38 protein-coding genes are annotated in these 23,999 nt (G+C 67.2%); 32 read left to right on the top strand and 6 right to left on the bottom strand.

Translation table 11 applies throughout. The annotated features are described in order from the left end of the window. The first annotated feature begins 115 nt into the window (after positions 1-115). From KIK09_RS03285 to KIK09_RS03265, 5 genes are all read left to right on the top strand, one after another. Entirely contained in the window at positions 116-427 is a 312-nt protein-coding gene (locus tag KIK09_RS03285; RefSeq protein WP_214317105.1) for a hypothetical protein, read from the top strand. A gap of 20 nt (positions 428-447) precedes the next feature. Next, positions 448-819: a ParB/RepB/Spo0J family partition protein gene (locus KIK09_RS03280; RefSeq protein WP_214317104.1), complete on the top strand. Its 372-nt coding sequence runs from the start codon at positions 448-450 to the stop codon at positions 817-819. Between the two features lie 72 nt (positions 820-891). Next, complete coding sequence (locus KIK09_RS03275) at positions 892-1,617, top strand: 3'-5' exonuclease family protein (RefSeq protein ID WP_214317103.1); 726 nt, start codon at positions 892-894, stop codon at positions 1,615-1,617. Positions 1,618-1,645: 28 nt separating this feature from the next. Further along, positions 1,646-1,996 carry a hypothetical protein gene (locus KIK09_RS03270; protein WP_214317102.1) on the top strand — a complete coding sequence of 117 codons (351 nt, stop codon included), beginning with the start codon at positions 1,646-1,648 and terminating at the stop codon, positions 1,994-1,996. Positions 1,997-2,139: 143 nt separating this feature from the next. Beyond that, the gene (locus KIK09_RS03265) at positions 2,140-2,625 is read left to right on the top strand and encodes a GntR family transcriptional regulator (RefSeq protein WP_214317101.1); all 486 of its coding nucleotides are present in this window, start codon (positions 2,140-2,142) and stop codon (positions 2,623-2,625) included. Between the two features lie 78 nt (positions 2,626-2,703). Here KIK09_RS03265 and KIK09_RS03260 read toward each other — a convergent pair whose 3' ends face one another. From KIK09_RS03260 to KIK09_RS03240, 5 genes are all read right to left on the bottom strand, one after another. Beyond that, the gene (locus KIK09_RS03260; protein ID WP_214317100.1) at positions 2,704-2,949 is read right to left on the bottom strand and encodes a hypothetical protein; all 246 of its coding nucleotides are present in this window, start codon (positions 2,947-2,949) and stop codon (positions 2,704-2,706) included. Between the two features lie 399 nt (positions 2,950-3,348). Beyond that, complete coding sequence (locus KIK09_RS03255) at positions 3,349-3,885, bottom strand: hypothetical protein (protein ID WP_250572497.1); 537 nt, start codon at positions 3,883-3,885, stop codon at positions 3,349-3,351. A 17-nt stretch (positions 3,886-3,902) separates the two neighbouring features. Then, on the bottom strand, positions 3,903-4,991 hold the full coding sequence (locus tag KIK09_RS03250; protein ID WP_214317098.1) for an MAB_1171c family putative transporter: 1,089 nt from the start codon (positions 4,989-4,991) through the stop codon (positions 3,903-3,905). Then, positions 4,988-5,473 carry a hypothetical protein gene (locus tag KIK09_RS03245; protein WP_214317097.1) on the bottom strand — a complete coding sequence of 162 codons (486 nt, stop codon included), beginning with the start codon at positions 5,471-5,473 and terminating at the stop codon, positions 4,988-4,990. The genes KIK09_RS03250 and KIK09_RS03245 overlap by 4 nt, the downstream gene beginning before the upstream one ends. A gap of 63 nt (positions 5,474-5,536) precedes the next feature. Further along, complete coding sequence (locus KIK09_RS03240) at positions 5,537-5,947, bottom strand: helix-turn-helix domain-containing protein (protein ID WP_214317096.1); 411 nt, start codon at positions 5,945-5,947, stop codon at positions 5,537-5,539. A gap of 578 nt (positions 5,948-6,525) precedes the next feature. On the opposite strand from KIK09_RS03240, the gene KIK09_RS03235 reads away from it, so the two are divergent. Together KIK09_RS03235 and KIK09_RS03230 are read left to right on the top strand one after the other, a co-directional pair. Beyond that, complete coding sequence (locus tag KIK09_RS03235) at positions 6,526-6,816, top strand: hypothetical protein (RefSeq protein ID WP_214317095.1); 291 nt, start codon at positions 6,526-6,528, stop codon at positions 6,814-6,816. A 34-nt stretch (positions 6,817-6,850) separates the two neighbouring features. After that, positions 6,851-7,801, top strand: a complete 951-nt coding sequence (locus KIK09_RS03230; RefSeq protein ID WP_214317094.1) for a helix-turn-helix domain-containing protein — start codon at positions 6,851-6,853, stop codon at positions 7,799-7,801. A gap of 3 nt (positions 7,802-7,804) precedes the next feature. Here KIK09_RS03230 and KIK09_RS03225 read toward each other — a convergent pair whose 3' ends face one another. Then, a complete protein-coding gene (locus tag KIK09_RS03225) occupies positions 7,805-8,329 on the bottom strand; it encodes a hypothetical protein (RefSeq protein ID WP_214317093.1) in 525 nt (174 codons plus the stop codon). A gap of 396 nt (positions 8,330-8,725) precedes the next feature. Between KIK09_RS03225 and KIK09_RS03220 the strand changes: the two genes are divergently transcribed. The 25 genes from KIK09_RS03220 to KIK09_RS03100 all read left to right on the top strand — a co-directional run bounded on the left by KIK09_RS03220 (position 8,726) and on the right by KIK09_RS03100 (position 23,980). Continuing rightward, on the top strand, positions 8,726-8,920 hold the full coding sequence (locus KIK09_RS03220; protein WP_214317092.1) for a hypothetical protein: 195 nt from the start codon (positions 8,726-8,728) through the stop codon (positions 8,918-8,920). A 16-nt stretch (positions 8,921-8,936) separates the two neighbouring features. Further along, entirely contained in the window at positions 8,937-9,140 is a 204-nt protein-coding gene (locus KIK09_RS03215; RefSeq protein WP_214317091.1) for a hypothetical protein, read from the top strand. Continuing rightward, a complete protein-coding gene (locus tag KIK09_RS03210; protein ID WP_214317090.1) occupies positions 9,137-9,358 on the top strand; it encodes a hypothetical protein in 222 nt (73 codons plus the stop codon). Before KIK09_RS03215 ends, KIK09_RS03210 begins: the two co-directional genes overlap by 4 nt. Continuing rightward, positions 9,355-10,329 (top strand): hypothetical protein, encoded by a 975-nt coding sequence (locus KIK09_RS03205; RefSeq protein ID WP_214317089.1) that lies wholly within the window; start codon positions 9,355-9,357, stop codon positions 10,327-10,329. The genes KIK09_RS03210 and KIK09_RS03205 overlap by 4 nt, the downstream gene beginning before the upstream one ends. After that, positions 10,329-12,038, top strand: coding sequence for a recombination directionality factor (locus KIK09_RS03200; protein WP_214317088.1), 1,710 nt, complete (start codon positions 10,329-10,331; stop codon positions 12,036-12,038). Before KIK09_RS03205 ends, KIK09_RS03200 begins: the two co-directional genes overlap by 1 nt. Continuing rightward, positions 12,038-12,457 (top strand): hypothetical protein, encoded by a 420-nt coding sequence (locus KIK09_RS03195; RefSeq protein ID WP_214317087.1) that lies wholly within the window; start codon positions 12,038-12,040, stop codon positions 12,455-12,457. Before KIK09_RS03200 ends, KIK09_RS03195 begins: the two co-directional genes overlap by 1 nt. A gap of 60 nt (positions 12,458-12,517) precedes the next feature. Next, positions 12,518-12,772 carry a hypothetical protein gene (locus KIK09_RS03190; protein ID WP_214317086.1) on the top strand — a complete coding sequence of 85 codons (255 nt, stop codon included), beginning with the start codon at positions 12,518-12,520 and terminating at the stop codon, positions 12,770-12,772. 13 nt (positions 12,773-12,785) lie between these two features. Further along, positions 12,786-13,058, top strand: a complete 273-nt coding sequence (locus tag KIK09_RS03185; protein ID WP_214317085.1) for a hypothetical protein — start codon at positions 12,786-12,788, stop codon at positions 13,056-13,058. A gap of 13 nt (positions 13,059-13,071) precedes the next feature. Beyond that, positions 13,072-13,461 (top strand): hypothetical protein, encoded by a 390-nt coding sequence (locus KIK09_RS03180; protein WP_214317084.1) that lies wholly within the window; start codon positions 13,072-13,074, stop codon positions 13,459-13,461. Next, on the top strand, positions 13,458-13,853 hold the full coding sequence (locus KIK09_RS03175; RefSeq protein WP_214317083.1) for a hypothetical protein: 396 nt from the start codon (positions 13,458-13,460) through the stop codon (positions 13,851-13,853). Before KIK09_RS03180 ends, KIK09_RS03175 begins: the two co-directional genes overlap by 4 nt. Then, entirely contained in the window at positions 13,850-14,092 is a 243-nt protein-coding gene (locus KIK09_RS03170) for a hypothetical protein (RefSeq protein WP_214317082.1), read from the top strand. The genes KIK09_RS03175 and KIK09_RS03170 overlap by 4 nt, the downstream gene beginning before the upstream one ends. Then, a complete protein-coding gene (locus KIK09_RS03165; RefSeq protein WP_214317081.1) occupies positions 14,089-14,640 on the top strand; it encodes a hypothetical protein in 552 nt (183 codons plus the stop codon). Before KIK09_RS03170 ends, KIK09_RS03165 begins: the two co-directional genes overlap by 4 nt. Further along, positions 14,637-15,563, top strand: coding sequence for a hypothetical protein (locus KIK09_RS03160; RefSeq protein ID WP_214317080.1), 927 nt, complete (start codon positions 14,637-14,639; stop codon positions 15,561-15,563). The genes KIK09_RS03165 and KIK09_RS03160 overlap by 4 nt, the downstream gene beginning before the upstream one ends. Then, entirely contained in the window at positions 15,560-15,880 is a 321-nt protein-coding gene (locus KIK09_RS03155) for a hypothetical protein (RefSeq protein ID WP_214317079.1), read from the top strand. Before KIK09_RS03160 ends, KIK09_RS03155 begins: the two co-directional genes overlap by 4 nt. Next, the gene (locus tag KIK09_RS03150; protein WP_214317078.1) at positions 15,880-16,173 is read left to right on the top strand and encodes a WhiB family transcriptional regulator; all 294 of its coding nucleotides are present in this window, start codon (positions 15,880-15,882) and stop codon (positions 16,171-16,173) included. Before KIK09_RS03155 ends, KIK09_RS03150 begins: the two co-directional genes overlap by 1 nt. Next, positions 16,170-16,433, top strand: a complete 264-nt coding sequence (locus KIK09_RS03145; protein ID WP_214317077.1) for a hypothetical protein — start codon at positions 16,170-16,172, stop codon at positions 16,431-16,433. Before KIK09_RS03150 ends, KIK09_RS03145 begins: the two co-directional genes overlap by 4 nt. Further along, on the top strand, positions 16,423-16,788 hold the full coding sequence (locus tag KIK09_RS03140; RefSeq protein ID WP_214317076.1) for a hypothetical protein: 366 nt from the start codon (positions 16,423-16,425) through the stop codon (positions 16,786-16,788). The genes KIK09_RS03145 and KIK09_RS03140 overlap by 11 nt, the downstream gene beginning before the upstream one ends. Next, positions 16,781-17,296, top strand: coding sequence for a hypothetical protein (locus KIK09_RS03135; protein WP_214317075.1), 516 nt, complete (start codon positions 16,781-16,783; stop codon positions 17,294-17,296). The genes KIK09_RS03140 and KIK09_RS03135 overlap by 8 nt, the downstream gene beginning before the upstream one ends. A 46-nt stretch (positions 17,297-17,342) precedes the next feature. Then, entirely contained in the window at positions 17,343-18,473 is a 1,131-nt protein-coding gene (locus KIK09_RS03130) for a hypothetical protein (RefSeq protein WP_214317074.1), read from the top strand. A 66-nt stretch (positions 18,474-18,539) separates the two neighbouring features. Beyond that, positions 18,540-19,034 (top strand): DnaJ domain-containing protein, encoded by a 495-nt coding sequence (locus KIK09_RS60505; protein ID WP_372455494.1) that lies wholly within the window; start codon positions 18,540-18,542, stop codon positions 19,032-19,034. Between the two features lie 86 nt (positions 19,035-19,120). Continuing rightward, the gene (locus KIK09_RS03120) at positions 19,121-20,074 is read left to right on the top strand and encodes a hypothetical protein (RefSeq protein WP_214317073.1); all 954 of its coding nucleotides are present in this window, start codon (positions 19,121-19,123) and stop codon (positions 20,072-20,074) included. A 1,243-nt stretch (positions 20,075-21,317) separates the two neighbouring features. Beyond that, complete coding sequence (locus KIK09_RS03115; RefSeq protein WP_214317072.1) at positions 21,318-21,569, top strand: hypothetical protein; 252 nt, start codon at positions 21,318-21,320, stop codon at positions 21,567-21,569. Positions 21,570-21,626: 57 nt separating this feature from the next. Then, the gene (locus KIK09_RS03110; RefSeq protein WP_214317071.1) at positions 21,627-22,283 is read left to right on the top strand and encodes a hypothetical protein; all 657 of its coding nucleotides are present in this window, start codon (positions 21,627-21,629) and stop codon (positions 22,281-22,283) included. A gap of 91 nt (positions 22,284-22,374) precedes the next feature. Continuing rightward, positions 22,375-23,061 (top strand): hypothetical protein, encoded by a 687-nt coding sequence (locus tag KIK09_RS03105; protein WP_214317070.1) that lies wholly within the window; start codon positions 22,375-22,377, stop codon positions 23,059-23,061. 526 nt (positions 23,062-23,587) lie between these two features. Beyond that, entirely contained in the window at positions 23,588-23,980 is a 393-nt protein-coding gene (locus tag KIK09_RS03100; protein WP_214317069.1) for a TFIIB-type zinc ribbon-containing protein, read from the top strand. Positions 23,981-23,999 lie beyond the last annotated feature (19 nt).

Raw genomic sequence — 23,999 nt, 5'->3', positions numbered from 1 at the left:
TTAGGGGAGTTGATCAGAGTTCAAGATCAACTTCTGACTTCGCCACGCTGATAGCGGTACCGCCGTCAGCACCCGCGCCAGGCGGGCAACACCACACACCCCGGAAGGGAAAGCCATGGAGATCCAGCTCTACACCCGCACCAACCCTGACAACGGGCAGATCGAGATCAAACACTACGAGATCACTCCCGACGTGCAGCCCGACGAGCCCGGCCCCGTCTGGATGACCCACTTCTACGGGGATGAAGCGCCGGCCGACTTTTTCGCCCCCGGCGACGACTACCAGGACGTTGACTCGCTGGAGATCGGCGACACCTGTTACATCCCCTGGATCGATGGACCGCTGTCCCAGTTCCTGGCGGCCCTCTACCAGGAACTCGACGCCGAAGGCTGGGTGCTCTTGCCCACGCCCTCCGCTACTCGCTAGCTCGGCTCGAAGGGAATCCGTTGACTACCCAGCCCGTCGAGCAGAGCCAGCGCATGCGCGAGGTGTTCCACTTCGGGACCTATGCCTGGAACATCAACCTCGCCGAGGACATCGTCCAGGGCCGCGATCCCGACTACGTCCGCGCCGACGAAACCGGACCGCTGTTCCTGGTCCACATCAACGAGGACTACGCCGCCACCGTGGACCTCTCCAAGCCCCTGATTGTCGCCCCCATCCCCGACGCCGGGAACCTCATCATCGACGGCTGGCACCGCATCTGGAAGGCCCGCAAGACCGGCGTCGAAACCCTGCCCGCCCACCTCCTCACGCCCGAAGAGGAGTACCAGGTCCGCATACACGGCGGCGACAAGGGCCTCGGCTACTACCGCTGATAGCGGAAACGCAATCCACTGCCCCGCCCACTCTGGGCGGGGCAGCACCACCCCCGACGAACAGAGAGACCAGTGCAGAAGCTCGCCATCCTTGACCTCGAAACGACCTCCCTCGACGAACGCCGCGGCGACCTGTGGGAGATCGGACTGATCACCCGCGACCTGCAGCAGCCCGCCGCCCCCGACCAGGAATTCTGGTGGCAGGTCCGCCCAGACCTCAGCCTCGCCGACCCAAACTCCCTGAAGGTCGGCCGGTACTACGAGCGGTCCCGCGTCACGACCGCGCGCATCGGCATGGGCAAGAGGCTCGCCCCCACCACCAACCAGCCCCAGAGCGGCGGGTGGACCAAGGCCTACACCGGCAACCCCGCAGCCGAGGGCGACTTCTACATGAAGGAGACCGCCGAGGCCATCGCGGCGCAACTCGCCCGTCGCCTGGACGGCGCCACGATCATCGCCAACAACCCGGCGTTCGATCAGAAGTTCCTGGCCAAGTTCCTGCGGGCCAACGGGCAGATCCTCACCGCCCACCACCGCATGCTGAACGTCCGGGACATGCTGATCGGCTACATCTATGGTCGGCTCGCCGCCTACGACGGCCAGGTGGAGGAGGCATTCGAGCTCGAGGCCGCGCCGTACGTTGAGGACTGGCTGCAGGGTGCCACCGACAGCCCCTCATGGGAGATCGTCGGCGTCAAGCAGGACCCGGCGACCAAGCACACCGGGCCAGGAGACGCCCGCGTCGTCCGCGACGTGTACGACGCGATCCGCAGCGGCAGGCAACGGCCCTGCGTATAACCCGCCGTCCTTGACGCGAGGTAAGATCATGCGGATCGAAGTCGTTTACGCCAATCGCTGGTCGAGCATTCGCCGTGCCGAACTACGCCAGACCTGTGAGCTGCACGGGGTCGGCTTGGCCGACTGTGCCACCTGCGTCAAGTACGCCAACGAATGCGACCACGGCGGATGCTTCGCGCCTCCGGTCGTGGTCTATCGCGGCCGCCCGTGCTGTCTGAAGTGCAGTGAGGCTTTCAAGACCTACGACCTGTTCGCGGGATGTGATCCCGCCACGGTCGAGCCCCTCTCTCGGACCGACTTCCACGACGAATACCGACTGCATGCGGACTGCAGCGCCCCGCTGGACAGGCCAACGCCGGTCGAAGGCGGCACGGCGTAACCTTGCCGTGCGTATCTGCACAATGCGCGAGGAAGCCCCGGTGGTCGCCGGGGCTTCTTCATTTTCCGGGGATCGCCAGTCCCCGCCATGACTGATTGATTTCCCGGACGTATACGAAGGTACCCGAGATGTATGCTTCGGCCATGACCAAACGAGGCCCCCGCGGCCCGGTGCCGATCTACCAGACGATCATCAAGGCCATCAAGGACGACATCGCCTCCGGTCGGCTCAAGCCTGGCCAGGCGCTGCCAACGGAGGCCGAGCTCGGCGAGACCCATGGCGCGTCACGGCTGACGGTGCGCAGGGCGCTAGCTGCCCTGCGTGAGGAAAGCGTCATCTACACCGTCCGCCCCGAAGGCTCCTACGTCGGACCCGAGGACGCCCCAAAGATCCGTAAGGCATGGCCGTTCGAGCAGGTCGCGGCCTCCATCGCCGAGGGCATCAAGAAAGGCAACTACGAGACGGACGAGGTGCTGCCATCCGAGACGGAGATGATGGAGCAGCACGGCGTGGCGAAAAAGACGGTCCGCGCAGCCGTCGCTCTGTTGCGCGAGCAGGGCTGGGTGTACACCGTGCCCGCGATCGGGACGTTTGTCGCGGCTCGCGATAAATGGCCCAATACTCCGTGACCCGCGGAATTGTGTTCGCGTCAGCAATCACAGCCATGGAGCCGGCCAGGCTATGACCTGTCCGGCTCCATGGCTTCCTCAGTGCTCGACACGTTTGGACCCGCAACCCATCGCATAGGCATCGGTGATTGACGCTGGCCCCATGGCCGGGCGCCGCCGTACAGCTGCGAGCGCGCTGGCGGCGACAAGCAGCCCGGCCGATGACATGAAGACGACATCGAGGCCGTTGAATTTGTGGAAAGCGATGAGGTGGACCAGAGACGCCGCAAACGCCGCCGTTCCTGCGACGAAGACCAGCGTGATAGCCACCATCGCCCGTGTCATGATCTAGCCCCCATTGTCTTGAGCGGTCCTGTTGGCGCGGTCAAGCACAGCCCGGAGTCGGCCTGGAACTTCTGCCAGAGCTCGACGTCGGCGCCCTGCCCGCGCGGCAACCGTTGGCGTTTCGGATGGCCTGCGACAGGGCGGCATATCTGTCAGTACGGGATGTCGTGCCCAAAGCCAGGGTGTCCATAAAAGTCGTTTTCGGTCGTCCTGTCTACTCTTTGGGACAGCGTCTTGGTGACATGTCGTATTCCTGACAGCGATTGGGTTCAGTCGGCCCGGCCGTGCGACTTGAAGCGCGCTCGGGTTTGCTGCTTGTCGTATTCCGGCATGCTGACGCCGAATCGGACAAATCTGATGTTCTATGCGAATGGGCTATTTGTGTGGACTCGTGACAGGTCACAGTAATGCGGCCAGCGTGACCGCCGTGGCGGCCGCCCCAGCCATGGCGCCTGCAAACGTCTGGGCGGGCGTGTGGTCACGGATCACGACTCGCGCCCACCCAATCCCCGCCACCAGCACCCCGCCAGCCGCGAGCACGATCGGCGGCCCGGGGAGCACCCATGCGAGCATTACCACGCTCCCCGCAGCCACGGCGGTGTGAAACGAGATCTTCCACGCGAGGGTGATCGGTCCCACCACGGCGAGCGTGGCCAGCATGATGGCCACGCACGCCACCATCACCCGAGGAGCGCCCAGGAGCACCAGCAGCGTGAGGGCGAACACCACCAGGGCCACAATGACGGCCACCAGCTTGGGCCGCTGGCGACGCTCTCCGATGTGCCAATCGCCGAACCAGCCCCGACGCACGCCGCCGAAGATGACGACCGCAGGAACACCACCGCACAACGCCGCAGCGAGAACACCCCAGCCGAACCCGGCCCACCCCGACGTGACCGCACCCACCACAAGCGGGAGGCTCATCACGATCCACATCGGGGCGAACAAGTCCGTCAAGAGCCGAGCGACACGCTTCTTTCGCCCTTCAGTTGCCTGAACCGTGTCGCTACCTGACGCAACCACTGAATCTCCCTCTCCATGTCGCCAGCAAAATCAGGGCCCGGGATCGTCCCGGACGGTACTCCAGACCCGCGCCCAGCGCGGGCAACTCCCAGCGCGTCGGCGACCCACTGGGCCACCTCGCCGGGGTCATCACTTTCGGGTGGTGCCACGACCGAGGTCAGGTTGAGCATGCAATCGCGAATTTCCAACACCCGCCGCACCAGCCGCTCCTTCAGCGTGGCCTCCATGGGGAGCGCCACATCCGGGTACTGGCCGGTGAGCCCTTCCCACAGCGGCCGCAGCTCGCGCAGCGCGGCCATGTCCCGCAGTCGCGCCATGCCCGCTCGCCAGGCCGGAATGGACGTACCTGCCGTGATGCCGACGATGCAGATCAGGAACGTCGTCTTGCCCAGGATCGGGATTTCCCGCCAGCTCGTTGCCGGGTTGATCAGGGTGGCCACGTTGACGACCATGACGTGCGCCCGGTTGAGCACGCCGGCCGCCATGCCGACCGTGGACAGCAGCAACCCAACTCGCAGCAGCGGCGGCGCCATCCTCGCGTAGCCCGCGAAAAGCACTCCGGCCGCGGCCAAGCAGGTCATCAACCAGCCGTCGAACACGGTGAGGTAGCTGCGCCCCTGGATCGCGGTTTCGCCGGGTGCGTACGCGCCGTCCATCCAGTAGATGCGGCCGCCCCGCAGCAGGAACATGGCGGTGAGGACCGTGACCACCAGCGCAGCAGTTGGCCAGATCCAGCGGGCTCGAGACGGTCGGCCGTGCCGGGTGATCGCCTCCACGTAGGCCAGCAGGCAGGACGCCGACGCCAGACCGGTCAGGTGCCGCAGCAGCGTTGCCAGCTCCGTCGAGGTGGCGGCGTCCATCCACGCCACCAAAGGCGCCGCCGAGAACACGCGGGACAATGCCAGGGCCGTGAAAGCGCCCCAGAGCATACGTTGCTCATGGCTGTGCAGAGCTGGCCGGATGCGTGAGATCGACGCTCCCCACAGAAGGATCAGAGCTAACCAGTCCACAACGCTCACTCGCGGCTCCCTAAGTCGTATCCGAATGTCCTCTTGAGCTTGCGCAGACCCTCGTCGCCGTCCTCGAGCGGTGTATGAGCGCGCGTCAAGATGAGGGTCGCCAGCTTTTCGGCGTCGCGCTCCTCGACGGTCTCGTAGCGGCCACGAGCCGCCATCCCCATCACCGAGGGCCCGAGGAGTCTGCGCAAGACCTCCTCCACATCGCCGCCGACCCGGCCGTGCCCCAGCAGCATGTGCGAGAACTCATGCAAGACGATGTTGACGCGCAGCAGCCCCGACGCGCCGGGGGCGATGAAGATGTGGTCCGCCTTGCGGGTCGCGATCCACAGCCCGGACACGGCGCTGGCTGCCTCGGCAGGCAGGTCGTGCATGTGCAGCGGACGCTGGCGTACGGCACGCATCTGGGCGATGAACGCGTCCAGGGTGAACGGCTGGGGGATGGGCGCCGCTGATAAAGCAGCCAGCAGCGTGGAGGACGGCAATGTCACAACCCTTTCGGCCAGGCGCGGAACAGACTACCCGCGCCCGGTGACCGAATGGATCTTCTACCCCTCTGGATCGTTGTCGAGGTGTTCGGCCGCTCGCATTGCCTCGACCATCTTGTCGATGGCCTCCAGCGACAGGGGCGAGAGTCCGACCATGCGCTCGGCGATGTTCTGCACGCCGAGCTCGGCCAGACCTTCGCGGACCTTCTGTTGTTGCCGCTGGTCCTCTTCGCTCATCTGCGGGGGATGGTCTTGACCGAGAAGCCAGTCAACCGTCACGCCGAGCAGCTGAGCCAGTGCCGACGCGACGTCGGAGGATGGGTTCGTGCGCGTCCCCTTCGCGAGGGCGCTGATGTAGGCGTTCGTGATGCGCAGGTCTGGCCGGATGTGGCCCAGCTCGCGAGCGGCTTTGCGGGCGGACATGCCCTTGCGGTCCAACGCGATGGCCAGCCGCTCGGCCGAGAATGCCACTTCTACCCGCTCCTTACGCCCGGTCTGCCCTGGTCGGGCACCGGTTCACCCTATCTGTTGTGTGCCAACAGTACACATCTTGTGAAGGGTGTTATTCCGCAGTTGACAAAGCTCGCGTCCGCCGGAAAGATCATCGCTCGGCTGTAAACCACGACAAAACGCTCGCTGCCTGAGTGTGCGTCCAGAGTTGATGCCCGCAGTGAGCGCCGACTAAGTGGTAGGGCGGACAGGTGCTGCTGTCCAGCGCACTACGCCCCTAAACCGTCGTTCGCACCCTCTATAAGGAGATGTATGCACGTGAGCTCCTTCTCGGGCTGGCCCAGGTCCGCCGCCGCGCTCATCGTCGCGGCGGTGCTAGCTGTGGGCGCGGGAGCGCCTGCGGCCAACGCCGACGATGTGCCCGCTCCCGTCTGCCAGGTCGCAGACGTGGCAAGCCCTATCGTCCCCGCTGCCGCCACTCCTCCGTCTTTCGAGTCGGAGTCCGACGCGGAATGCCAGAAGGCGCCGGTGCCGGCGGACTATTCCGCACACATGGGCGGTATGTAGCGCCGACGGCTGAAAGGACAAGGAACCAATCCATGATCAGCCGCGAGGTGCGCGCGTGGCTGCTCAGCATGGCGATCATGTCGATCGTGAGCTGGGTGGCGACGGCGTCTTCTCTTCTCATCCTGATCGGCGAGGACAGCCTGAATGGCTACGCAGCGGCGCTACTGCTGGTGTGGATCCTGGCCGTATCTACTCCTGTCACGTTCCACGCCATCTCGGGCTGGCAGCGCGTACGCGCTGTCCGCCGAGCATTTGCACTCGGCCAAAAACACGCACGTTTGTTCGAGAATATGTCGGGGAAGATCACCGCTAGCCTCCGGTGATGATCATCGCCGGGCCACCGAGGAGGAAGTAGGCGTGCAACGGATCTCCGGGCTGACGCCGGAACAGGAACGCCTCTACCGGCACCTGCTCACGACGGGCCCCAGTAGCATCCCATTGCTGCAGGAGCAGTTCGGCGACCAGGTCCACGAGGACCTGTACGAACTGACGGTGCGGGGCCTCGTGCACGGCAATCCCTTGATGGCCCGGCGACCCTCGATCGCCATGAAAGGCGTCCTCACCGCGCAGGAGGCGGAACTCCAACGTGTCCAGACGTATGTGGAGGAGCTCGACCAGCTCTATGGCAACGGCCACCAGCCCACCGATGCCGCGCCCGTGACCGTGCTGACCAGCCGCGAGCTGGTCCAACAGTGGTACGAGACACTGAACGCCACGGCCGAGCACGAGATCATGCAGCTCGTCACCCACCCGTTCCTCGTGCTCAACCCGCCCGAGCAGACCGGCGCGAGCGCCAGCCCGGATCTTGTAAACCACCCGGCCAAATGCCGCGTCATATGTGAGTGGCGAGTATTCCAAAACCAGTCCGCGATCAACGGCCTGCACCACTCCCTCGACCAGGGGTGCGAGATCCGGCTCGCTGACCGGCTGCCGCACAAGCTCCTCATCGGAGACAGGCGCATGGCAATGACGCCCAGCTACCCGCGGGACCACGACGTCAGCCACATGCTCCTCGTCCACTCGGGCACCCTGCTGGACTTCCTTGTCCAGATCTTCGAGACCGAATGGGAACGGGCGCTTCCGATCCAGCCCGACCCAGGCCGGTTCGCCAGCCTCGGCGTCTTGGACGCCGACGAGATGGTCATCGTGGAACTGCTGGTGGGAGGCGCACATGTCGATCGCATTGCCAGCGCGTTGAAAGTCCACTCACGTACGGTGAATCGCCGCCTCGACGAGTTGAAGCGCAAAGCCGGCGTTACGACGCTGTTCCAGCTCGGCGCCTATGCGTCGCGCCACTGGATGAACTGACCGCTACCTCGGCCGCAAGATGCGCATTTGGGCGCTGTAGGCCTTGAGGGTGGAGTCGAGATGCTCGAGCAGGACCTTTTCCATCTGTGCCTTCTCTGCTGAGGAGACGCCTGCCAGCGCGCGGATCTCGCCGAGCATCGACTGGAGCCTCTGCTGCAGGGAGTCGGGCGTGAGATCCGGGTCAATGCCAGCCAGCGCTGGGTCGGCCTTGGTTCGCTCGCGGATCCATTCGCGAAAGAGCTCGGCCGCCGTTGGGCGGCCCGCCTGGTCTAGGTCGTCGGGGCTGATGGCAACGTCGTTGGCAAGGTCGTTGATGGCGGCCGCCATGAAGACGATCTCGCGCTCCTCCGGGTTCTTTTCGCCTGATTCGATGCGGCGCCAGTTGGGTTCGGAGAACATCTCGCCGGACAGTTCGGTGGCGCGCTTGGCGGCGGCGCGGATGGAGATGCGGCGGCGTAGAGGTCCTGGCTGTTCTCGGCGTTCGCTGATGAGTTGAACAGCTGCTGAGGGCTGGCTGATGTCGGCCACGGTGCGTCCGTGTCCCTTCGTGGCGGTTGAAGCGTCGTATGGCTATTGGCGCACACGGTATCAACAAGTGCGTCAGGACGTACTTATGAAATCTCAACATACGTGATTACTCTGCGTGATCGAAGTGGGGTAGCTGCACAGACGCATTTGACGCGTCAAGCGTTGCAAGGTGCGTCAAGAGACGATAGTGTCGGTTATGTCGGTAGTTGCGTGAGTGACCGAAATCGGACCGCGCTGACATGCCGCCAAACCTCAATCGCAGCCTGCAACGAACGGAGCGCCATGCCCGTAGGCATCCTCCGCTGGGAAGACCCAGCCCCAAGAACACCCGTAAAGAGCGAAGACGAATACGCCCCCATCGCCGCGGAACTCCGGGACCACCCGGGCAAGTGGGCCGTGATCGCCGAATACCCGGACATCCTGGAGGGCAGGCGCGCCTCAGCACGCCTGTACAGCGCCGTCAAGAACGGCTACAGGGGCTTCCGTCGCGTCGAGGGCGGCGCCTACAAGGCCACCACCAGGACCGTCGCCACCGGCCCAGGCTCCAAGGTCATCCGGGTACACGCCCAGTTCATCGCCGACCGCCAATAGCGGAACCGCAATCAGCATGCCCAACACCACAACGCCGACTCTCGACGACCTGGTGCAGCTCATCGCCACAAGAGCCGCACAGCACTGGGACTACACGGCCAAGAGCGCGTTGACCGCTCTGCTCGCCGACGTCCTCGGCGACTACGACGCCGCCTATCAGCGCATCGAGGAGACCGGCCGAAAGCTCCTGGCCGCCGAATACGAAGAGGACCTCCAGTGACCCCACCGACCACCACACCCCCTACCGAGACGGAGCTGACCGACTTCATCGGCGCTCTCAAGACCGACGAACAGCAGCACCCGTACGAGGCCTTCCCCGCCCGGCGCCAGCCGAGCTACCTCGGCGGTCCGGTGCTCGACCCGACGATCGAGGACGAGTACCGCTTCGGCTGGTTCGGCCAAGCCGACTACGACGGGCACATCGGCGGTGGTGCGTGAGCATCACCATCCGCGAGGACGAGCGCGACGAGTACGACCCAAGCCACGCCGTCCCCACCAACAAGGGCCGCTACTACTGCGACCCGGCATGCGACCCGGACGACCCCAACCGAATGAAGATCTCGGTCACCAACGCCATCGACCAGCACATGATCGAGGCCCTGGCCCCCGCCGCGGCGAGGGACACCGCGATCTGGCTGATGGACAACCTCCCCGCCGCGAACCGCGCGGCCGCCGACCCCTACGACATGGAGAAGTTCATCAAGGAGGCCAAGAGCCAGTACCGCCTCCAGTGGGACAAGAAGGCCGACCTCGGCTCCCGCGTCCACGCCATCGCTGAAGCGATCAACCTCGGCGCCCCGTACATCCCCGACGAAGAAGCTGAACCGTTCGTCAACTCCTACCGGCAGTTCCTCGCGGACTTCGGCCTCGACATCCGCCGCGACATCAAGGCAGCCGAGTGCACCGTGCTGAACCGCACCCTCGGCTACGGCGGAACAAGCGACATCTGGGCCAACCTCCGATTCGACAGCCCGACGTCGCCGATCATCCCGAAGTTCAAGCCCCGCGCAGTCCCGGCCGACCCGATCCCCACCCCGTCCGGGCTGTGGCTCATCGACCTGAAGACGAGCCTCACCAAGCCGGCCAGCGCCATCTACGACGACTACGTGATGCAGCTCGCCGCGCTGCGGCACGCGGAAGTCGCCCTGGTATGCCCGCCGGAATGCCGGTACGGCGAGACCGAGTTCCACGACTCCAGCCACGAGTTCAAGGTCCCCGAGTTCGTCGGCACGGCGATCCTCAACCTCCGCGAGACAACGTACGGCTTCGTCCCGCTGCCCGCTGACCGGGACGCGTTCGACGCGTTCTGCGGGTTGCTGCCGCTGGCCCGCTACATGCACGGCCTAGAGCTGCGCGGGTGCAAGCCGGTGCAGCCGCCCATCAACAACACCAGGAAGGACGCCGCCTGATGCCCATCGACCCCTCCGTACTGCAGCGCCGCCATTGGCAGGACGGCCGTATCCGTCTCGGCGTGAAGAAGACCAGCCAGAGTGGCAGCCAGTACCCGAGCAAGATCGAGACGTTCCGGTTCACGTCGCCGTCCGAGGAGATGATCCGGGGTGTGGCCGAGTTGTACGGCGGTCAGGCCAGGCCGTGGCAGTCACCCGAGGGTCCGCAGTTCGAGGTCATCACTAACGCGACCCGCATCCCCGTCGTCGTCCCGCCCAACGGGCTGTCGCAGAACATGGAGCTGTGGGAGAGCAAGGTCTGTGTCCGCCGCTGCACCGGCGTGACCATGCAGCCGCCGTTCGTCGGCCCCTGCCTGTGTGGCGCTACAAGCGACTTTGACAGCCGTCCCTGCAAGCCGTACACGCGACTCGGCGTCTTCCTAAAGGAGGTCCCGTCCCTCGGCCTATGGCGGCTCGACAGCAAGGGCAAGAACGCCGCGGCGGAACTCCCGAACGCCGCCGAGTTCCTGGCCCACGCGGGCACGTACGTGGACGCCTGGCTCTACATCGCCAAGCGCAACGGCACGATCATCGACGAACGGACCAGGCGGCCCAAGCCGACTACGTACATGGTGCCCGGCCTGACGATCGAGGGCATCGGGTTCGACGAGCTCATGTCGGGCGAGGTCGCTCGCCGCGCCGAGCTGTCCCGGGGCGGCGGTGCACAGCGGGCGATCGAGGCCGCGCCCGCAACCGACTACCTCGCGATGATCAAGGCGGCCTCGAGCCGCGATGCCGTCGTGGCCATCTGGAAGACGGCCAAGCTGGACCCCGCCTGGGCAGGCCGGGCGGATGAGGTCGAGGCCGCGGCCAAGGCCCGCGTCGCCACTTTCACTCAGCCGCAGGGCGACGGTGCACCCCTGGGTCAGCCTGCCCCGGCTGACGAACCCACGCACGAGGAGGAACCTCCCGAGAATCCGCCGCCAGGCGGATACGCGCAGCAGGGATCGGACACGCCGCCGGCGCCGAGCGACCCCGAAGCGGATCGGATCCGCCAGCACATCATGACCGCGTGGGCGGGCACGACGAGCCAGCTCCACACCGCGTTCCGCGACCGCGCGGGCACGACCATGAAGGCCGCAACCCTGCAGCAGCTCCAAGAGTTCGCCGACCACCTTGGCCAGCCCGCGGCGGGCCCGATCGCGGACGGACCGCGCAAGGCGTCCGAACGCGCCGACGCGCTCCTCGAGGCCCCCCGCGAGCAGAGCACCGCGGCGGCGGACGACACGGACATCGTGGACGCGGTGATCGTCGAAGACGAGGACCAGCCGAAGCCCACCGCCAAGGCGCTGCGCGACCTCGGTGTCTGGTTCGGCGAGGCCGGCGTCACCATCCACACCGGCAAGGGCGCGACCAAGGGCAACGACGAGGCCCGGTTCGCCTGGATCACCGAGCACCTGGGCGTCACCGTCACCTCGACGAAGGAGCTCAGCGCCGAGCGGGTGGCCGCCGGGGTCAAGCTGCTGATGCAGCAGGCCGCCGCCCGCCGCAAGGACCTGCAGCAACGCATCGTCAATGTTTGGTCCGACCTCGGCGGCAACAACCAGCAGCTCTCCGCCGTGTTCGAGCAGCACATGAAGAAGCCGGTCGCCGAGGCCACCAACGCCGACCTCGCCGCCTTCCTCCAGAAGCTCACCAACAGTGAGATCACCCCGGACGGCGGCCAGTGATGACGCTGACCAACGATCAGCGGGCGGCGCTCTGCGCTGACCGACTCGCGCGGCTCAAGCGCGAGCGCGAGCGGCGCACCGCCCTCTTCGCGGAGATCGCGCGGCACGCGGGAGCGTGTGAGAGCCGCCGCAACTGCCTGCTCTGCAAGGCGTTTGGGCTGCTCGTCGAGTACGTGCCCGAGCCCACGGTCCGCGAGGACTACGAGCACGCCCGCCACCAGCTCGACGAGCTACGGGAGCGCCTGGAGCGGATCCGCGACGTGCACCAGAGCCTGTCCGAAGCCGCCCGCCTCGGAACGCCGCTGGCCCGCACGGTCCACGACGCCGCGTGGGTCGTCCTCGTCCGCCTCGCCAACGCCTGGCACGGCGAGGAGGTCGAGGACCCGTACGCCCCGATCAAGCCCGACTACTTCGCCTGACCAACCTCGGCCCGGCGTCACGCACTGCCGACGCCGGGTTCGCCCCTCAAGGAGTGCCCCATGAAGTCCATCACCGTCGAGTACAACGACGTCACCCCCGCCACGATCGAGCACCAGCTGGCCGCTCAGGAGACCGTCCTCGCGATGGGGAACCGCCGCTACCCCGCCGCGCTGAACGACCGGGCCGCCCTGCTGGAAGCCCTGCAGATCGCCGACAAGCTGTCCGGCGCTGTCGTCGGCTGGCGCGGCGACATCGTGGCCGCGCTGCAGAAGCTCGACGCCGACCAGTACGCCCGCGAGAACGCCACCGCCTGACTCCTCGTCCTCCATGCCTGACACCACCGCCACGGGAGTTCGCGTGATCAGCGACCCGCACATCACCCCGGAGATTGCCGCACACATCCTGTTCCACCTCGGCCAGGGCGGTTCACCCGGCAGCACCTTCGTCCAGAAGCTGCTCGCCGCGTTCGACGCCGCCGACGCGCACAACCGACTCCAGCTCTCCACAGCGTTCCCCGGCTACGACGCCGCGCTCGAGCTGGCCAAGAACACCAACGACGGCGTGGCCCTCCTCCAGGTCCGCGCCGACGACAACCACTGAGGAAGGCCCCATCATGAGCCGTCACATCATTCCCAACCCGCCCGGGTCACCGCTCCGCCGCGTTACCTCGGTCGGCTGGGACCGGCCGCTCGCGACGTTCTTCGCGATGTCGTTCGACCCGCCCGCGCCCGGCGACGAGTTCGATAACGAGATCGAGGTGTTCTGGATCGGCGCGACACCATGCGAGATCCCCACCGTCGAGGCCCTCGCGCACACCCTGGCTGAGCACCACGTGGAGCTCCCGGGGGACATCAAGAGACTGCTCGCCGTGGAGGCGAAGGTCGAAGGCCAGGGATTTGCAGGCCGGCCCGCGACCAGTGTCATCGCGGCGGCGGTACGGCCGCACGTTCCCGCCGACCAGCAGGCCCGCATCGACGCAGCCCTCGAGGGCGGCGTGGGATGAGCCGCAGCGAAGTGAAGGTCGAGATCTTCGCCGCGAAGGCCGAGCCATATCAGAAGTACCTCGTGTTCGGCGTGGCCGCCGCGTTCTTCGGCGGCCTGGTGATCTTCGGCGGCGTGTGGGCGCTCGTCATCGCCGTGGTCTGCCTCGTCGTCGGCATCATGCTCGGCCTGGTCGTCGGCATCGAACTTGCCCGGCGCGACCTGGCGGACGAGATGACTGCGCTGCGCGCCCAGTACGAAGCCGCCTCGGAGCTGGTGTACAAGCTGAGCGAGGAGCGCACCATCCAGGAGGAGCGCGCCGAGTCGGCCGAACGTGACCTGATGACGACGGTAGCCGAGAAGACGTCGCTGCGCGCCCAGCTCGACGCACTCCACACGGACGGCGACGCGTGACCGTCGTGAAGGACATCCTGGCGGTGATCGGCGGGCTCTGCGTGCTGGCCACCGCCGGGTTGGTCGCACTGTCCCTACTCAGCTGGCGTGCTGAACGGCGACGCCTCCGCAGCAATCGCAACCACCGGGCCGCCCGACCAGCCGAGCAGGTCGCAAAGGACCCCGCCATGTGGTCCGACTACTTCCTTGACCACGACCTGCACAAGATCCTCAGAACCCCCAAGGAGTGGAGACCGTGACTTCCCCCCACATCGTCGGCCTCGACCTTTCCATCACCAGCACCGGCATGGCCACCGGACTCGGCTGGTGCGAAAAGGTCGGACGCGACGGCATCACCAAGCTGCCCCTGCGCATGCGCTACCGAACCCTCAACGACCTGGCCAGCACAATCATCGTGCTCACCAACGCCGAGAAGGCCGACCTCGTCCTGGTCGAGAAGCTCGTGTTCAACCGGCAGGACGGCGGCCGCGGCGGCGCCGGTGAGCGGTCCTACCTGTACTACCGAGTGATGGGCACCATCGCGGACGCCGGAGTGCCCATCGTCGAGGTGCCGCAGGCCACGCTGAAGACGTACGCGCTCGGCAAGGGCTCCGGCAGCAAGGGCGAGATCGTCGATTCGATCGCCCGCCGCCTGCCGATGTTCGTCACCCGCGGCAACCACGACATGGCCGACGCCGCCACCCTGGCCGCGATGGGCGCCGACCACCTCGGCCACCCGCTGGCCGACATGCCGAAGACACACCGGGCCGCGCTGGACAAGCTGACGTGGCCAGAGGTGACCCGGTGACCCGCAGCGCAGTCGCCGAAGCCCGGCGCCGCTACGGGCAAGCTCGCTACCAGCAGATGAAAGCAGGCACCTGGCGGGGCCTCGTCGATGCCGACGAGGCACGCCAGCACGTGCTCGCGCTACACCGCATCTGGCTCGTCAGCTACGACGCCATCGGCGACCTCGCTGGCGTGTACGGCACGAACGTCCAGCACATCGCCGAAGGTACCCCGTCCCGTCAGCTTCCCCCGCCCCGCCGGATCACGGCGCGAATCTCCGATGCGCTCCTCACCGTGAGCGTGGACGACCTGCCTGACAACTGCATGGTGAACGCAGTGGGGTCCATGCGGCGGCTGCGTGCCCTCGCCGTCGCCGGATGGTCTGTGCGGCAGGTGTCCGACCGCGCGGGAGCCGCCTGGGTGGGGCTCAAAATCCTCCGGCGCGGTGAGAGGACCACGGTTCTCCTGCGGACTGCCCGCCTGATCCGGGAGACGTACGAAGAGTTGATCCAGCTCAACCCGTATGAGCACATGCGAGCGTCCGCCGTCAGCAGCTGCCGTAAGGAGGCGGTCACCAACGAGTGGTTCCCGGCGGAGGCGTGGGCCGACGCCATCGACGACCCCGAGGCCAAGCCGTGGCAGATGGTTCGCTGCTCTCACCCGACCTGCGTCCACGGGTCGAAGGACGAGCGGCTGTTGTGCGACAACCACCTCGGCCGACTCAAGGAGCGGGGCACCCTCGACGGAATGCGGAACATGCGGAACCGCAAGGCCCTGATCGAAGACGCCCGATTCATCCTCGCTACTGACCCGCCCATCGACCCCGACACCGAGGAGATCGACCGGGACCGCCTCGCGGAGCGGCTCGGCACGAGTTGGGAAGCGCTGGAGCGGGCCCTACTCCGGGCGAAGATCCACCTAGACAAGCTGCGGGAGTCCGCGTGAACGCGCATGCTGAAAGCGGAACCGCTATCGCCGCCACCGACGTCATCTCCGACGTCCTGTCGGCGGCCACGCCCACCGCCACCGACATCCTCGACGCGCTCGGCAACGCTGGATACCGGGTCATCCGGCCCGAGCAGGGCCCGGCCTGGATGCCGGTCACGGCGCGGAGCCTCGCGAAGGTCCACACATGCGCAGACCTGCTTAACGACGGCAAGACACTGCACGAGGTCGCCGACGCCATGCGGGTGTCGACCCGCCAAGCCGAACGGTACAGCGCGGCCGCCCGCAGGTTGGGACTGACCGAGCGGAGGCGCTGATGGCCGGCCCGCTCGCGTGGCAGGGCCGAGCCGCCTGCAAGGGCAAGGACCTGGCCCTGTTCTACGGGCCAGGTGAAGGAGAAACCCGGGAGACGACCAAACAGAAGGAGACCCGGGTCAACAAGGCCAAGGCGATCTGCCGCCAGTGCCCTGTCACGGACGAGTGCCTGCAGTGGCACGTGCAGGTCAGCGCGACCCAGCACGGCGTCTCCGGAGGCCTCGACGAGGACGAACGCACCTCCTACCGGCGCCGCCAACTCCGCAGGAAACGAGAAGGAAGGCAGGCATCGTGACGAGCGACGCCACAGAGAGCGCGATACGGGCGCTCGCCCACCGCGTCTACGACCGCGACCACGCCGAACCCGAAGACCGGGCCAGCACGACCGACTTCGCATTCGAGTTCATCACGTGGCTCCGCGCAAACAGGTGGACCCACACCCCGCCGGCGGCTCCACCCGCTCCGCCCGCACCGCCGACCGGGCTGCATGGCGCGGACATCGCCCGCCACGCCCTGGCCCAGCTCAACAAGGGAGACAAGACCGATGTCCGCTGACCTGGACGACGACAAGGCGATGGTGCCGTTCGACGAGTTCGGCAACCTCCTGCGCAAGCCGTGGGTGCCTGAGGGGGAGGTGGTGTGGCGCGCTCCGGAGCCGTTCACCGCGCGCCTGCAACTCTCCCAGTTCGCCCGCGGCCGTGCCGCCGGGTTCGTCATGTGGCTCGACGCGGAGAGCCACATGTTCCCCATGTCAATGACCGAGCTGGTCGAGACCGTGCGGACGGTCGGCGTCGAGGTCGGCGGCTACACCGAAGCCGAGTGGATCGCCCACCGCCGTGGCGGCTCCTACGGCATCCAGCTGTACATGTCGCGGCGGGATCGGCGCAGGGTGCGCCGCAGCCATGGCTGAGCGGGTGGTCGCGCAGCCGAGCGGGTGCCGCTGGTGCGGCATCGCGCAGCTCGGCCACTTCCAGCGGTGGACCCGCTTGGCCGGCTGGCACGGCTGGACCCCGCCGACTCAAGACCAGATCAAGGAACGCATGAAGGCGCGCCGAGCCTGGCAGGGGCAGCGCGCCTCTCTCGTGATCATCGACGAGGCCGTGAACTGGGCCGCCATCGGAAGGACCGAAATGTCCGTCAGCGACGCCCCTCTCGACAAGCGGGACGGCACCGATCTTCGCGCCGCGTTCGACCGTATCGACGCCCGCCACCAGCCGACCACGACCGAGACGTGGATTACGTGCCCCGCTCACGACAAGCAGTGGCTCAAGGGGGTCCTGAGTATGTGTCCGATGTGCGCGCCCCGGCCCGTGACCCACTGCACGAACGATGCCTGCCCCACCTGGCCCTGCGCGGAACACCTCGCCCTGCACGGCGAGACCGTCGCCACCTGCACCCACAAGGGAGACAGCCGATGACCGACCAGCAGCCGATGACGCTCACCGACTGGCGGGGCAACCCGTAATGACCAGCAAGTCCGATGTACGCAAGCTCGTTGAGGCCGAGACGGAACGTCTGGGCTTCACGATGCAGCTCGCTAACGGCCGCTGGCTGATCACCAACCCCGACAACGGCCGCACAGGCGAGATCCCGCTGCAGGCCATGGGCCGGGGCCTGGACAACTACCGGACGAAGATTCGCTCCCTGCTGCACGACCACCCTACGAAGCCTTCACCCATGGTCGCCGCCACCGACCTCGCCACTGAGAAAGCCGACACCATGCCCCGTGACACCTGGTGGAGCGTCGAAGCGCTCCTGTCCGCGGCCCGCGCGAACGGCATCAAGCCATACGTGTCGGGCGGCCTCCTCCACACCCCCGGACCGGTCGAGGCCAAGCCGTACGCGGACATGCTGCACGCCCGCGAGGCCGAGGTGATCGCCTACCTCACCAACACCACCCCCGTCACCGCCACCACCGAAGGAGACACCGCTGTGCCGACGATCGGCGAGTCCGCCAACGTCACCAGGATCAAGCCCCGCGACATCGCGGCCGACGCCGAAGCCCTGTGGGGGCTGCTGCGCGAGGCGGCCCGCGAGCAGGGAGACAAGCAGCTGACCAACGGCGGCGTTGTCGGCGTCCAGTGGTGCGGTGCCCTCGCCGACATCATCAAGGCCGCCTGCTCCGACTGGGACGCCCTGCATGAGAAGGAAGTCCGGCAGTACCTGAACCGGACTGAGCACACCCGCTGCCACCGGCCTCGCGCCACCCCGCCCGTGTGGTGGGTCGCGCTCGAGTGGAACAACGGCGGCCTGACCGTCACCAAGACCACGCCCAAACCCGGCCCCCGGACTGTCGCGGCCGCGCCCGTCAAGACGGTCACATCGGCCCCCGCCGCTGTCGCGCCGCCAGCGCCCGCTGGTCCGGCGCTGCGGGCGCTCATCGGGTTCGAGCAGGCCATCCAGCGGACTGAGGCCGAGCGAGACCAGGCGATCCTCGAACGGGACGAGACGAAGCGCGAGCTGGATAAGGTGCGCACCGAGCGCGACGACCTGCAGATCAGGCTCGGCACGGCCGAGGTCGAGGGGGAGCAGGCGCGGGCCGAGCTCGCCGCCATCAACGCCGTGTTCGCCCGGTACGGCGGAGCCTCTTCATGACCGCGACCCTGCCCGATCCGGACACGGAGGGGCAGCGTGTTCTCCCGAGCTGACCTCAAGCCATGCATGGGGACGAAGGACAAGCTGCCGTGCGGCAAGTATGTCCGGTGGACCCGAACCGAGAACAGCGCAGACCTCGCGGTGGACCCGGACCCGCATCCGGAAGGCAACACCGCCGTGTGGAAGGACGTCCACGGGGTTCTGCGGTCCCACCGCATCACCAAGGACCGTCCGCTCGTCCCCCCAGCGAAGCGGATGAAGCCGCACGCCGCCACCTGCACTGGCAGGCCACGCGTCCAAACCCAGCCCCCGCCACCACAGAGGCCTGCGACGCCGCCAGCCGGACACCTGTACGACCTGCTCGGCGTCGTGAGGACCGCGAGCCAGGACGACATCAAGAGGGCGTACCGGAGGCTGGCCCGGCAGCTGCATCCAGACGTCAACCCCGACCCGGCGGTGGCGGAGAGGTTCCAGGAGATCGGGGAGGCGTACCACGTCCTGTCCGATCCCGGCCGGCGGGTCACCTATGACGCGACGGGGCGGGCGCCGAGAGCAAGATGACGGCCGATAGCGGTACCGCTTACGGTGGCGGGGCGCCTCTTCCCTCGGTGGCTCCAACTGAAGAATCCAGCACGTGAAGGGGCCTGATGGGTTACAAGCTGGCCGACGAGGTGGCGATCAACGCGCCGAAGAAGACGCCGCCGAGGGATCTGCTGGGGTTGATGGCCATCGCCCGCAGGATCAACGACCACACCCGCACTGGGTGGCTGACCCGCGACGAGATCGCGCGCTGGGCGCGGATCGACGTGCGGTCGGTGAAGGCGCTGCGGGAGCGCCTGGTCGAGGCGGGGCTCCTCGTCGTGCTCAAGGTCGGGGGTGGTCGCCGCCGGGCGACCGAGTTCTACATCCCGCCGATGCCTGGATACCTGCCGGGGGAGCCGCCGCGGCCGCTCGACTTGGAGCTGGAAGCGGGAACCTCAGACTTCCCCCTTTCGGGGTCGGAGGGAACTGCCGACGACCGGAAAGGAGGAAGTCTGGACTTCCCCTTTTCGGGTGTGGACAACGCTGTGGACGACCGGAAAGGGGGAAGTCAGGGCTTCCCCCTTTCGGAGGGTGAAAGGGGGAAATCTGGACCGGAAAGGGGGAAGTTTGGGGCCAAAAGGGGGAAGTCTGGACTTCCCCCCAATCCTCATTCCACTCCTCAACTTCAATCCTCTTCTTCTTCGCGCGTGGCTGAGGAGGAAGCGCGCAGCGCGACCGCCGACCACCACCCGGAAGAAGAAGACAAGATCCACAAGGAGGAAGACCACAACCCCGCCAGCCGCGCCGCACGGGTGATCACCAAGCGGATCGGATGCCCCCTGGACGAAGCCGAACGCATCTCCCAGGTCATCGCCCGCGAAAACCGCGTCCGCAAGCCCCTGCACATCTACGTCGCAGGCATCGGAGCCGCCGACCTGCGCGCCTGGCAGCAGACCACACGACAGCAAACCCAGACCACCACGGCGAGACCCGCACGCGTGGCCGGCCGGTGCCCCATCCACTTCCAAGACCTGCCCTGCATCGGCTGCGCCGCAGACGCCAAAGCCCTACCGGTCTGACGTTGGCACACCAGGCGACATCCCGCAGGCCCGTGACCAGTACAAACACGGCAGACCTCCGCGAGGCCGACCGCCGGAACCACGCGGAAACCCCTCCAAGAGCAGCCAAAACAAGCCGGAAACCCATCAGAACGAGCCAAGCCCACCACCTCGTCGCTGATGGGTTTTCGCATGCCCGGAGACGCGATCAGACGCATCTGACGCACCACCAGTAACACGACGCACCCCACAGGAAGCGCTGAGCTCCACGGAGAGACGCGAACAGGTGCGATCCGGTACAACGGAGTACCCCACACGATTGGAAACGCTCTACGTCGATTTCAGAGCGTTCTAGGTCAACTTGGAAAGATCAACAAGGGACAGGGGCTGGGCGATTGGTCGCTGGGCGGCAAAATGGCCGGTTTGGTGCCAACGCAGACGATTAGCCGCCTCGACAATGGCTCGAACGCGCGTTCGTCTTCTGGTTTGGCTGGCTGCCTTCTGATGCGAACGGACGCTCGAAAATGCGGGCGATTCCGCTTGGGGATATGCCCCGACCAGGCGTGTAATCCGTGATCTGTTCGTGATCAAGTCGTCGTAAATCCGTTATGCAAATCGGTCTCCTCAATGTCCACATCGGTCTACGGTTTGTCATGTGCAGATACGACGAAGCGAGCGGGCAGCGTGGGCAGCCGTTGGTGCCCTCGCCGCTCTCCTACTCGCTAACACGCTGGCAGGAGGTGCGACCATGGCACTGGTCGCCACCGACGACCCTGCCCCCACAGCGACGGTGACGGTCAGCGGTCCCCCCGGACCGACCGGACCCGCCGGACCGCAAGGTCCTAAGGGTGACCCCGGTGACCCTGGACCTACCGGACCCGCCGGACCCCCCGGCATCCAGGGAAGCCCTGGCCCGAAGGGCGACAAGGGCGACCCCGGCCCGAGGGGTGACAAGGGCGACCCCGGCCCGACCCCCACGGCCATCACGGTTACCGGACCCGCCGGACCGAAGGGCGACCCCGGACCGCAGGGTGACCCCGGCAAAGACGGCCAACCCGGCAAGGACGGAGCGACCGGCCCTCAAGGTGAGAAGGGCGAGAAGGGCGAGCCCGGACCGTCAGGCAAGCCCGGCACCGATGGGAGTCCCGGACCAACCGGCCCCGCCGGTACAAGCGAACCCGGCCCTACCGGACCCGCCGGACCCCCCGGACCTCAGGGCAACGCCGGACCGTCCGGCAAGCCCGGAGCGACCGGACAGCCAGGAGTGAAGGGCGACAAGGGCGAGCCCGGACCGTCCGACAGCCCAGAGCCCGGCCAGATCGACGCGGCCAACGTGTCCAGCGACGCCCCCGCCCTGGTGTGGTGGCTCGCCTGGACAGCCGCAGCAGTCGCCGTAGCCGTAGCGGTCGGCATCGCGATCAAGCGACGCCGCCGCCGAGTCGCGCAAGCCGATAGCGGAACCGCTGTCAGCGAAGCAGATAGCTCTACCGCTATCGGCGACACGCAGCAGCTCTAACCACTCGCCCGCCCGGACTGTCCGGGCGGGCACCCACCACCACGAAAGGCAAGTTCAATGCAGGTCAACACCAACCCGGCCGCTCTGTTCGACGCGATCGAGTCCGTGACCGTCGTTCACTCCAAGACCTTCGCCCGACTCGGCATCTCTCGCCCGATCGGGTTCGTTGTCCTCGGGCTGGCCGCAACCGGCCGCCTTGACGAGCTGGCCGCCAGCGAGAACGAGGGGAGCACCGCTGACCGCTTCCTGATCGGTGACGAGCTGGGCGACCTGCCCGCCGAGTGCATCGCCACCCGTGGCACCGGCAAGAACGCGATCAAGTTCTCGACGTTCGCGCTGATCGGTATGCATGTGGCCGCTCAGGTGGGTTTCGGTGACGCGACCCTAAAGGAGCTTGGGAAGGTCCCCGGCACGTCTGCCACGCAGGTTCAGAAGCTCTTGGCCGAGCTGCCGAGCATGGCGGAGTACCGCAAGGAGATCGAGGCCCGCCGCAAGGCCGCCGCCAAGCGCGCCGCCGACGTCGCCGCCGTCCGCCTGGTGTGGCGGTTCGCCGAGAAGTTCAAGGCCCCGCACACCGAGGACACCTATGCCGAGGTGATGGAGGAGCGCGGGCTCAGCTTCGAGCAGGTCTCGGAGATCATCGCCGCCCTCACCACCGAGTCGGACGTGAAGGCCGCCGAGCAGGCCGCCGACGAGGCCAAGGCCGACGCCTAGCAGCACCGGGCGCGCCCGTGACGCCACCACGGGCGCGCCCGCCCCACCCCCGCACCGACCAACACCACGACCGCCACAGGAGGACCCAGACATGATCAGCCGCGATCAAGCCGAGCGCGCCCGCGACTACGCACTCAACGCACAAGCGGCCGTCAACGACCACACCGCCACGTGCCGCAAGTGCGCCCAGCAGTCCATACCGTGCGAGCTGGGCGGCATGCTGCGGCGAGGCGCGCTTAGGATCCAGCGGGAAGCGCGTGACGCACTGGCCGCGTACCTGCCGCCCGGTAGCCAGGTGGTCTACCACGGCCAGCAAGAGACGTACCGGGGAAGCACGTTCGTTGTGATGGGGCCGTCCCGCAATGCCCCGTACAGCGCCTACACCCTGTCGTCGGTGGACGTCGCACCGTTCGTGGCGACCCTGCCATCACTGCACCTGACCAGCCGGGAGGCACAGCAGCGCGAGCAGCTTGGGAAGGTCAAGCGCGCGGTCGCGCTGTGCCTCGCGGTCGCGGCGAAGTACGAGGTCAACATCAAGGTGAACGTGGATCGCAGCGACACCGGCATCGTGCGAGTCGTCTGGAGTTCGGCCGAGTTCATCGGGGCCGAGGTGCGCGCCCAGCAGGACAGCGCCAAGAAGTCGGGGCAGTACCTCGCCGCAGCGCTCTACCTGTTGCAAGCCCTACGCGCGCACACGCAGCGCCGCGAATGGCATGAGGTAGAGCGCGACGCCCACAGCGCGCAGCGGTTGGCCGAACGCGCACAGGTGTCCGTGTAGTTTGCGATGCGCCGACAGCGCCGGACCGCCCCACGCGGACCGGCGCTTTCGCGTACCCCCGCCCCCCTCCGGCCGGAGCCAGCCGGGGGAGTACTTGTTTCGGTACCTGCGGAAACAAGTTGATCTTGTAGGGTTGTGGCGGTTTCTGCGACGGGTCGGGGGTGCCGTGTCTGGTCTTGCTTCGGGTGTGTCGGTGGTGCGGGGCGCGTGTGTGGGTCCGTGTAATGGCAGGTCGCGGCGTGCGTGGGCTGGATTTGAGCGGGCGCGTGATGAGCATGCGGATCTGGTGGATGCGTGGGTGAGGGGCGGCGAGGTTGGGGAGCCTCCTGTCGAGCCAGAGGTTCCGGAGTTGAGGTGGCGGCGGGGGGAGCCGCTGGTGTGCGGCCGGTGTACGGCGACGGTTCGGGCGGCGTTGTTGGAGGTGGACGCATTCGCTGCGCAGCTCGCGAGGGAGGCGGATGGTTTCCGTCCGCCGTCGAAGTGGTCGCGGGTGTCGGGGTCGCGGCCGAAGCCGGAGATGTCGCCGGTGGGGGAGCTGCTGGAGAAGCTGACGGGCGGGCTGCTGGATTTCGAGGGGCGGGCGCGGGTGTGGCTGGGGGCGGGGTCGCGTCTGGGGGGTGTCCGATCGGCGGTTGCTCGGTCTCGGGCGGTGGGCTGGCTGGTGGAGTCGGGTCGTCTGGAAAGCGTCCTGGTGCGGGAGGACCTGGTGGGTCTGGTGGACTTCGCGTTGTCTTGGCGGCTGGTGTTGGAGCGGTTGGCGGGGGATGAGCCTCCTGCGTGGACGCCGGCCCGGTGCCGGTGTGGTGAGCGGTCGTTCCGCTGGGACGCGAAGGCGGGCTTCTATGTGTGCGCGGCGTGTGGCACGCATGTTTCGGAGGGTGAGGCGTCGGCGCGGGTGGAAGAGGAGTCGGCGTGTTGATAGCGGTTCCGCTGTCGGT

It is taken from the genome of Nonomuraea sediminis, from assembly GCF_018531495.1.
GTDB lineage: Bacteria > Actinomycetota > Actinomycetes > Streptosporangiales > Streptosporangiaceae > Nonomuraea > Nonomuraea sediminis.
The sequence above is the reverse complement of the archived record's forward strand: the minus strand, read 5'-3'. Positions and strand labels throughout refer to the sequence as shown.